The following is a 9,337-nucleotide window of genomic DNA, read 5'->3' as shown; positions in this document are numbered from 1 at the left end:
CCGTCAGAGATCGCCGCAAGGCCGGCACCGGTACCGATCTCGACGTCGCCCAGCAGGAAAGCGTGCTGGCGAACCAGAAGGCCCTGGTGCCGCCGCTGCGCCAGACGCTCGACCAGAACGTCAACGCGCTCGCCCTGTTGGTGTCGCGGCCGCCGGAGAGCGTGCGAGTGCTCGGCGGTTCGCTGGACCGGATCGCGATCCCGCGCGTGACGCCCGGCCTGCCGTCGGAGATCCTGACGCAGCGGCCCGACATCCGCCGGCAGGAGGCGCAGCTTGCCTCCGCCACGGCGAACATCGGCAATGCCCGCGCGCAGTTCTTTCCGACGATCCAGCTCACCGGCAATGGCGGCTATCAGAGCTCGGCGCTGGTCTCGCTGTTCCAGCCGCACGCCGCCTTCTTCCAGCTCGTCGGCAGCGCCACGCAGCCGATCTTCGACGGCGGCAGGATTCTCGGCAATTTCGAGTTCGCCAAGGCGCGGCAGGACGAGTTGCTCCAGACCTACCGCAAGACGATCATCCAGGCCTTTGCCGACGTCGACAACGCGCTGTTCTCGATCAAGCAGACCACGATCAGGCTGCAATTGCAGCGCGACGTCGTTGCCGCCTCGCGCCGCGCCTTCGATCTCTCCGAGCAGCAATTGCGCGCCGGCACTGCCGACATCGTGACCGTGCTCAACACCCAACTGACCCTGTTCCAGGCGGAAGACGCGCTGTGGCAGGCCCAACTCGCACGGCTTCTCGCCATCGTCAGCCTGTACCAGGCACTCGGCGGCGGTTGGGAGCCGAGGATGGAGAAACCGGTCAATGCTCTTTAAGCCCGATACAAAGCAGGGCGCACAGGAGGCGACGGCGAAGAAGTCGCGCGGCCGCGGATTCGTCATGACCCTGATCACGCTCGCGATTCTCGGCGGGCTCGGTTATCTCGGCTGGACCGTCACGCAACAGCAGCAGGCCAACAACCGCAACCAGCGCCCCGATCTGCCGGTGCCCGTGCTGGCCGCAACGCCGCGCATCCAGGACGTTCCGGTCTATCTCGACGGCGTCGGAGCAATCCGCGCGCTCAACACCGTGACGGTGCGCTCGCAGGTCGACGGCAAGCTGATCGCGGTCAACTTCACGGAAGGCCAGGACGTCAAGAAGGGCGACGTGCTCGGCGAGATCGATCCCGCGATCTACCAGGCGCAGTACGACCAGGCTGTGGCCAAGAAGGCGCAGGACCAGGCGCAGCTCGCCAACCAGCGCATCGACCTTGCACGGTACGAGCAGCTCGCTGCCTCCAATGCCGGCTCCAAGCAGCAGGCCGACACCCAGCGCGCGCTGGTCGCGCAGACCGAGGCACTGGTGAAGGCCGATCAGGCGGCGATCGACAACGCCGCAGCAACGCTCAGCTACACCAAGATCGTGGCACCGCTCTCGGGCCGCGCCGGCCTGCGCCAGGTCGACCAGGGCAACATCATCCACGCTTCCGATACCACCGGCCTCGTCGTCATCACGCAATTGCAGCCGATCGCGCTGTGGTTCAGCCTGCCGCAACAGCAGATCATGCGCGTCAACGCCGCGGCGGCGAAGGGAACGCTCCCCGTCGACGTGTTCGGCAATGACGGCGTCACCGTGATCGACACCGGCAAGCTCACCGGCATCGACAACCAGGTCGACCAGACCACCGGCACGCTCAAGCTCAAGGCGGAATTCCCCAACGTCAATTACCAGCTCTGGCCGGGCCAGTTCGTCAACGTCCGCCTTAAGGTCGAGACCTTGACGCAGGCGCTGGTGGTGCCGACCTCCGCGGTGCAGCGTGGTCCGATCGGGACCTTCAGCTACGTCATCGGCGAGGACAACGTCGTCTCGGCCAAGCCCGTGACGGTGACCCAGCAGAACGAGCATGACGCCGTCATCGCGAGCGGCCTGTCGCCGAACGACAAGGTCGTCACCACGGGCTTTGCCAATCTGTCCGACGGCTCCAAGGTGATCATCGGCCGCGACGACCAGACCCCCTCGGCCGATCTGGCGCCGCGTAAGCGTTCGCGCGGGCCGGACGCTCAGAAGAAGGATGGCGCCAAGGAAGGGCAGAAGGAGCACCAGAAGGACGGACAGGGCAAGGACGGCGAGCTCCGCGCCAAGCGCAAGAGCAGCGAGGGCGACCAGAAGGGGCAGACCGGGCCGGCTCCCGGGCCGGGGGCAGCGGGAAGTGGAGCCAAGCAGCCATGATCCCGACAACAGCCGCGTGATGCGGCAGGCGTAACCCATGGGTGTCTCCGAACCCTTCATCCGCCGTCCGATCGCGACCTCGCTGCTCGGCATTGCGCTCTTGATCGGCGGGCTGCTGGGCTATTTCGCGCTGCCGGTCTCGGCGCTGCCGCAGGTCGATTTCCCGACCGTGCAGGTGACGACGCAGCTGCCCGGCGCCAGCCCCGACGTGGTCGCCTCGCTGATCACCGCACCGCTGGAGCGGCAGCTCGGCCAGATCCCGTCGCTATCGGCGATGAACTCGACGAGCTCGTTCGGGGTCAGCCAGATCTCGCTCCAGTTCGACCTCAACCGCGACATCGACGGCGCCACCCAGGACGTCCAGGCTGCGATCAATGCCGCAGCGGGCGTGCTGCCCAAGACGCTGCCTTACCCGCCGACCTACGCCAAGGTGAACCCGGCGGATGCACCGGTGATGACGCTGGCGCTGCGTTCGGACACGATCTCGCTGCGGGCGATGAGCGACATCGCCGACACCATTCTGGCGCAACGGCTGAGCCAGATCTCCGGCGTCGGCCGCGTATCCGTGCTCGGCGGACTGAAGCCGGCCGTGCGTATCCAGGCGGACCTTGCGCGGCTCGCCGCCTATGGCATCGCCATGGAGGATCTGCGCACCGCGATCGCCAATGCCAACGTCTCGGGGCCCAAGGGCTCTCTCGACGGCGCGCAGCAAGCCTACATCATCGCCGCCAACGACCAGATCGCCGCAGCCGACGCCTACAGGCCGATCATCATCGCCTACCGCAACGGCTCGCCCGTCACCATCGGCGACGTCGCGCAGATCGTCGACGGCCTCGAGAATGACCGCACCGGCGGCTGGTACCAGGGCACGCCGGCCGTCATCATCGACATCCAGCGCCAGCCCGGCGCCAACGTCATCGACGTCGTCAGCCAGATCCGCGCCGAAATCCCCAAGGTGCAGCGCGCGATCCCGGCCGGCGTGAACCTGACCATCGTCTCCGACCGCACCGTGACCATCCGCGCCTCGGTGCGTGACGTGCAGTTCACGCTGGTCCTTGCCGTCGTGCTGGTGACGCTGGTCGTGCTGCTGTTCCTGCGGTCGCTGCGTGCCACCGTGATCGCGGGCGTAGCACTGCCGCTGTCGCTGATCACGAGCTTCGGCATCATGTATTTTGCCGGCTTCAGCCTCGACAATCTGTCGCTGATGGCGCTCACGATCGGCACCGGCTTCGTGGTCGACGACGCGATTGTCATGATCGAGAACATCGTCCGCCACATGGAGAACGGCGACAGCGCCATGGAGGCCTCGCTCAAGGGCGCAAGCGAGATCGGCTTCACCGTGATCTCGCTGACGGTCTCGTTGATCGCGGTGTTCATCCCGCTGCTGTTCATGTCGGGCCTCGTCGGGCGCATGTTCCGCGAATTCGCGTTGACGCTGACCATCGCGGTCGTGACCTCCGCGGTGGTCTCGCTGACGCTGACGCCGATGATGTGCTCGCGCCTGCTCAAGCATGCCCATGAGGAGCTGGCGGTGCCGGGCCTTGCCGCGATCAGCCGCTTCATCGACCGTACCGTCGAGGCCTATCACAGGACGCTGCTGTGGGTGCTGGAGCGTCAGCGCGCCACGCTGGTCGTAACCTTCGTCACGCTGATCGCGACACTCGTCCTCTATGTCGTCGCGCCAAAGGGCTTCCTGCCGCTTCAGGACACCGCCTCGATTACGGCGGTGACGGAGGCTGGCCCCGACGTGTCGTTCGCGGAGATGCAGAAGCGGCAGGCCGAGGTGGCCGACGCCATCAAGGCCGATCCCGACGTCGTTGGCGTCGTCTCCGTGATCGGCGCCGGCTCGGTCAACCCGACCACCAATGTCGGGCGCCTCGTCATGAATCTGAAGCCGCGCGGCGAACGGCGTGACGATGTCGCAGCGGTCGTGATCCGGCTGAAGGAGAGGGTGGCGGGCATTCCCGGCATGACCGTCTATTTCCAGCCGGTGCAGGACGTGCAGATCTCGACCCAGTCGAGCCGCTCGCAGTACCAGTACACGCTGACGGGTACCGACGCGGCGCTGGTGTCGGAATGGGCCGGCAAGCTGGTGGCGGAGATGCGGCGTGATCCGCTGTTCCGCGACGTTTCCTCGGAGGCGCAGGAAGGCGGCCTGCGGGCGCAGCTCGACGTCGATCGCACCCGGGCCGGTCAGCTCGGCGTCAGCCTCCAAGCCATCACCGATACGCTCAACGATGCCTTCGCGCAGCGGCAGATCTCGACCATCTACGGCCAGGCCAACCAGTACCGCGTCGTGCTGGAGGCGCTGCCGATGTATCAGCGCGATCCTTCGGTCCTGTCGAAGCTCTATCTGCCGGGTGCCGCCAGCAGCACGACCGTCGGCGCGCCGAGTGCCCAGGTGCCGCTGTCGGCCGTGGCGACCCTGAAGCGCACCACTGCGCCGCTGGCGATCTCGCACCAGGCGCAATTCCCGTCCGTGTCGCTCAGCTTCAACCTGGCACCGGGCGCCGCCCTCGGCGATGCCGTCGAGGCCGTCAAGACGATCGAGACCCGGATCGGCATGCCCAACAGCATCGTCGGCGTCTATGCCGGCGATGCCGCCGAATTCGCCAAGGCGCTCGCCGGCCAGCCCTGGCTGCTGCTCGCGGCCGTGATCACGATCTACATCGTGCTCGGGGTGCTCTATGAAAGCTACATCCACCCGATCACGATCCTGTCGACGCTGCCCTCGGCCGGCGTCGGCGCGATCCTGGCGCTGATCCTGTGCGGGCAGGATCTCTCGGTCATCGGCCTGATCGGCATCATCCTCCTGATGGGCATCGTCAAGAAGAACGCGATCATGATGATCGACTTCGCGCTGGATGCCGAGCGCGGGCAGGGCATGTCGCCGCAGGAGGCCATCGTCCAGGCCTGTCTGCTGCGCTTCCGCCCGATCATGATGACGACGCTGGCGGCGCTGTTTGGCGCGCTTCCGCTGGCGATCGAGAGCGGCACCGGCGCCGAGCTGCGCTTCCCGCTCGGCGTCTCCATCATCGGCGGCCTGCTGCTGAGCCAGCTGCTGACGCTCTACACCACGCCGGTGATCTACCTCGCGCTCGACCGGATCAACCGCCGCCTCGAGCAGGCGCTGCCGCCGGCCGAATCCGGCGGCCCGCCGGTCGCGGGCGCGACCGAGGGGATGCAGTGATGGTCTCGATCTCGGAGCCCTTCATCCGCCGCCCGGTCGCGACCACGCTGCTGTCGATCGGGTTGTTCCTGCTGGGTGTCGTGGCCTACGAGTTCCTTCCCGTCGCCTCGGTCCCGAACGTCGACTTCCCCGCCATCTTCGTCTCGGCCAGCCGGCCCGGCGCCGATCCGTCCGTAATGGCCGCGACGGTAGCCTCGCCCCTGGAGCGGCGGCTTGGCGAGATCGCCGGCATCAACCAGATCACCTCCACGAGCTCGCTCGGTACCACCAGCATCCAGCTCCAGTTCGACATCGGCCGCAACATCGACAAGGCCGCCCGCGACGTGCAGGCGGCGATCAACGCTTCGATGGTCGATCTTCCGACCGACCTGCCGACGCTGCCGCGATTCCGCAAGGCGAATACGGCCGGCGCGCCGGTCTTCGTGCTGGCGTTGACCTCGAAGACGCTGTCGGCCAGCGCGATCTACGACGTCGCCGATACGGTCATCGCGCAGCGCATCTCGCAGGTGCCTGGAGTGGGCGACGTCACGGTCTCCGGCGCCGACCAGCCGGCCGTGCGGGTGCAGCTCAACCCCGTCGCGCTGTCGAATGCGGGCATCGCCACGGACGACGTCCGGACCGCTATCGTCAACGCCAATCCGCTCGGCCCCGTCGGCATCTTCAACGGCGAGCGTCAGAGCGAGACGCTGGCGCTCAACAAGCAGATGCGCACGGCGAAGGAGTTCCGCGACATCATCATCAAGAGCTCGAACGGCAATTTCGTCCGGCTCTCCGACGTCGCAGACATCGAGGATTCCGTCCGCAATGCACGCTCCTTCGCCTGGTTCAACAAGCAGCCGGCGGTGCTGATCCAGATCACCAAGCAGGGCGACGCCAACGTCATCGACACCGTCGACCGGGTCAAGGCGCTGATCCCCGCGCTGAAGCAGTGGATTCCGGCCGGCGTCGAGATCTCCACCCTGGTCGATCGTACCGGCACGATCCGCGCCAGCGTGCTGGACATGCAATGGACCTTGCTGGCGACCGCGGTCCTGGTCATGGTCGTGGTGTTCGTGTTCCTGCGGCGACTGACGCCGACGATCGCGGCGGGCATCTCGGTGCCGCTGGCGCTGGCAGGAACCTGCGCCGGCATGTGGGTCGCGGGCTTCTCGATCGACAATCTGTCGCTGATGGCGCTGGCGATCTCGGTCGGCTTCGTGGTCGACGACGCCATCGTCATGATCGAGAACATGTACCGCAATCTCGAGCACGGCATGCGGCCGTTCCGGGCGGCGCAGGAGGGCGCCAGGCAGATCGGGTTCACCGTGGTCTCGATCAGCCTGTCGCTGATCGCGGCCTTCACGCCGCTGATCTTCATGGACGGCGTCGTCGGCCGCCTGCTGCGCGAATTCTCGCTGACGCTGACCTTCGCGATCCTGGTCTCGACGCTGGTGTCGCTGACGGTCACGCCGATGATCTGCGCCCATTACATCCGGCAGACCACCTCGGGCACCGCGACCTTGTTCGATCGACTGATCGAAGGCTCGCTCTCGCGCGTCGTCGCCTTCTACACCCGCACCTTGCGCACCGTGCTGGAGTTCCCACTGCTGACGCTGCTGGTGTTCTTCGCGACCATCGGCCTCACGGTGACGCTCTACATCAAGGTGCCCAAGGGCTATTTCCCGACCGACGATTCCGGTTTCATCATCGGGGCGACGCGTGCCTCTGCCGACATCTCGTTCCAATCGATGCTGGGCCTCCAGCAGCGGCTTGCCGACATCGTGATGCAGGATCCTGCTGTGGCCGGCATCGGGTCGACCGTCGGCGGCGGAGGCGGGCCCGGGGCGGCGACCTCCAATCGCGGCTCCATGTTCATCAGCCTGAAGCCACCAGAGGAGCGCGACCACGTCTCCACACAGGTCGTCATCGATCGTCTCAGGCGCGCGCTCTATCCGGTGCCCGGCATCCGTCTCTTCATGTTCGCCGCCCAGGACGTGCGCGCCGGCGGACGGCAGAGCGATTCCGACTACCAGTACACGCTGACCAGCACCGATCTCAGCCTGCTGCAGAAATGGGCGCCGATTGTCGCCAAGCGGATGGAAAGCATCGAAGGCATTACCGACATCTCCAGCGACCGCGATCCCGGCGGGCTTCAGCTGACCCTGTCGATCGACCGCCAGAAAGCCTCGGCGCTGGGCGTCAACGTTCAGGACATCGACAATGCGCTGAACAATGCGTTCTCGCAGCGGCAGATCGGGATCATCTATACCCAGCGCAACCAGTACATGACGGTGCTGGAAATCGACCCGAAATTCCAGGTGGATCCCTCCAATCTCGATCGCATCTATGTCGCGGGCGCCAATGACGTGCAGGTGCCGCTATCGGCCGTGGTGCACGCGACGCGCGGGCTCGCTGCACTCGCGGTCTATCACTCGCAGTCCTTCCCCTCGACCACGGTGTCTTTCAACCTCTTGCCCGACGTGCAGCTGCAGGATGCGACGCAGAATATCCAGCGCGCGGTCGAGGAGTTGCACATGCCCGAGGGTATCCGCGGCAGCTTCGACGGCAATGCCGGCGATTTCGCCAAGACCAGCAGCCGTCAGCCGCTTCTGATCCTCGGCGCGCTGGTCGCGATGTATATCGTGCTGGGGGTGCTCTACGAGAGCCTCGCCCATCCGCTCACGATCATCTCGACGCTGCCATCGGCCGGCCTCGGCGCGCTGCTTGCGCTCCAGCTCACCAACACGCCGCTGACGGTGATCGCGTTCGTCGGCATCATCCTCCTGATCGGCATCGTCAAGAAGAACGGCATCATGATGGTCGACTTCGCGCTCGATGCCGAGCGTCAGCGCGGCCTGTCCTCGGCGGAAGCGATTTTCGAGGCCTGTCAGGCGCGCTTCCGCCCGATTCTGATGACGACGATGGCGGCGCTGTTCGCCGGGATTCCGCTCGTCATCGCGACCGGCCCCGGCACGGAACTGCGCCGGCCGCTCGGCATCACCATCATCGGCGGCCTGTTCGTCTCACAGATCCTGACGCTGTATACGACGCCGGTGATCTACCTCCTGATCGACCGCCTGCGGCGGCGATCTGCGCCGCGTCCGCTGGCTGCGCCTGCGGAATAGGTTGTTGAAGCGCGGTGCAAAGCGTATAGCGGCGCGATGTCCAATCCGCCCGACATCGCCGCCGCGCCCGAGCCGATCCCCGAATGCCCGCACTGTCAGAAGCCGATGCCGCTGTGCATCTGCGACAGCGTCACGCCCATTGAAAATCGTCTGTCGCTCCTGATTCTGCAGCATCCGCAGGAGCAGGACAGGGCACTCGGCACGGCGCGGCTTCTTGCGAAGCATTTCGAAGATGCCACTGTACGCGTCGGCTTGTCGTGGCCGAGCCTGTCCAAGGCGCTCGGACGGCCGGTCGAGAACGCCGCGCGCTGGGCCGTGCTCTATCTCGGCTCGGCCCGCGCTGCAGACCTCGACGTCGAGGGCGAGATCGTCGCGCTCAACCGCAAAGGCGAGGTCGCCGACAACCAGCGCGCGATCCTCGGCAAGCTCGAAGGCGTGGTGCTGCTCGACGGCACCTGGAGCCAGGCCAAGGCGCTATGGTGGCGCAATCCCTGGATGCTGAAATGCCAGCGCGTGATCCTCAACCCCGCGCACCCCTCGCGCTACGGGCGCCTTCGCAAGGAGCCGCGCCGCGACGGCCTCTCGACCATTGAGGCCGCGGCGACGATTCTCGCCGGCCTTGAACGGCGCCCTGATATCGCCGAGACCCTGCACGCCAGTTTTGAGCGACTGCTGACTCGCTACCGCGAAGTTCAGGTCGAAATGCCGGAATTGGCGCCAAAGCCGGCCCCGAAAGGCCGCCGACGCGATTTCAGGCGCAGCAAGCGGGACTGACTTCGGCCCATATCATCCGCCGTTGGACTTGCGACAAGCGCCGGAAATGTCTAAGGCATTC

5 protein-coding genes are annotated in these 9,337 nt (G+C 66.3%); all 5 read left to right on the top strand.

From position 1 onward, the window contains the following. On the top strand, positions 1–815 hold an 815-nt coding region (locus SE91_RS15295), incomplete at its 5' end, for an efflux transporter outer membrane subunit (protein ID WP_156490004.1). Then, the gene (locus tag SE91_RS15290) at positions 805–2,208 is read left to right on the top strand and encodes an efflux RND transporter periplasmic adaptor subunit (protein WP_061848159.1); all 1,404 of its coding nucleotides are present in this window, start codon (positions 805–807) and stop codon (positions 2,206–2,208) included. The genes SE91_RS15295 and SE91_RS15290, both read left to right, overlap by 11 nt. Before the next feature lie 37 nt (positions 2,209–2,245). After that, positions 2,246–5,398 carry an efflux RND transporter permease subunit gene (locus tag SE91_RS15285; protein WP_060736026.1) on the top strand — a complete coding sequence of 1,051 codons (3,153 nt, stop codon included), beginning with the start codon at positions 2,246–2,248 and terminating at the stop codon, positions 5,396–5,398. Beyond that, positions 5,398–8,502, top strand: coding sequence for an efflux RND transporter permease subunit (locus tag SE91_RS15280; protein WP_061848158.1), 3,105 nt, complete (start codon positions 5,398–5,400; stop codon positions 8,500–8,502). Before SE91_RS15285 ends, SE91_RS15280 begins: the two co-directional genes overlap by 1 nt. A gap of 36 nt (positions 8,503–8,538) precedes the next feature. Then, the gene (locus tag SE91_RS15275; RefSeq protein WP_061848157.1) at positions 8,539–9,276 is read left to right on the top strand and encodes a tRNA-uridine aminocarboxypropyltransferase; all 738 of its coding nucleotides are present in this window, start codon (positions 8,539–8,541) and stop codon (positions 9,274–9,276) included. Positions 9,277–9,337: the final 61 nt, after the last annotated feature.

The organism is Bradyrhizobium sp. DOA1 (genome assembly GCF_001593325.1).
Classification (GTDB): Bacteria; Pseudomonadota; Alphaproteobacteria; order Rhizobiales; family Xanthobacteraceae; genus Bradyrhizobium.
The sequence above is the reverse complement of the archived record's forward strand: the minus strand, read 5'-3'. Positions and strand labels throughout refer to the sequence as shown.

Coding starts and splice junctions, on each gene's coding strand:
- SE91_RS15290 (WP_061848159.1), top strand. CDS start 805: ATGCTCTTTAAGCCCGATACAAAGCAGGGCGCACAGGAGGCGACGGCG.
- SE91_RS15285 (WP_060736026.1), top strand. CDS start 2,246: ATGGGTGTCTCCGAACCCTTCATCCGCCGTCCGATCGCGACCTCGCTG.
- SE91_RS15280 (WP_061848158.1), top strand. CDS start 5,398: ATGGTCTCGATCTCGGAGCCCTTCATCCGCCGCCCGGTCGCGACCACG.
- SE91_RS15275 (WP_061848157.1), top strand. CDS start 8,539: ATGTCCAATCCGCCCGACATCGCCGCCGCGCCCGAGCCGATCCCCGAA.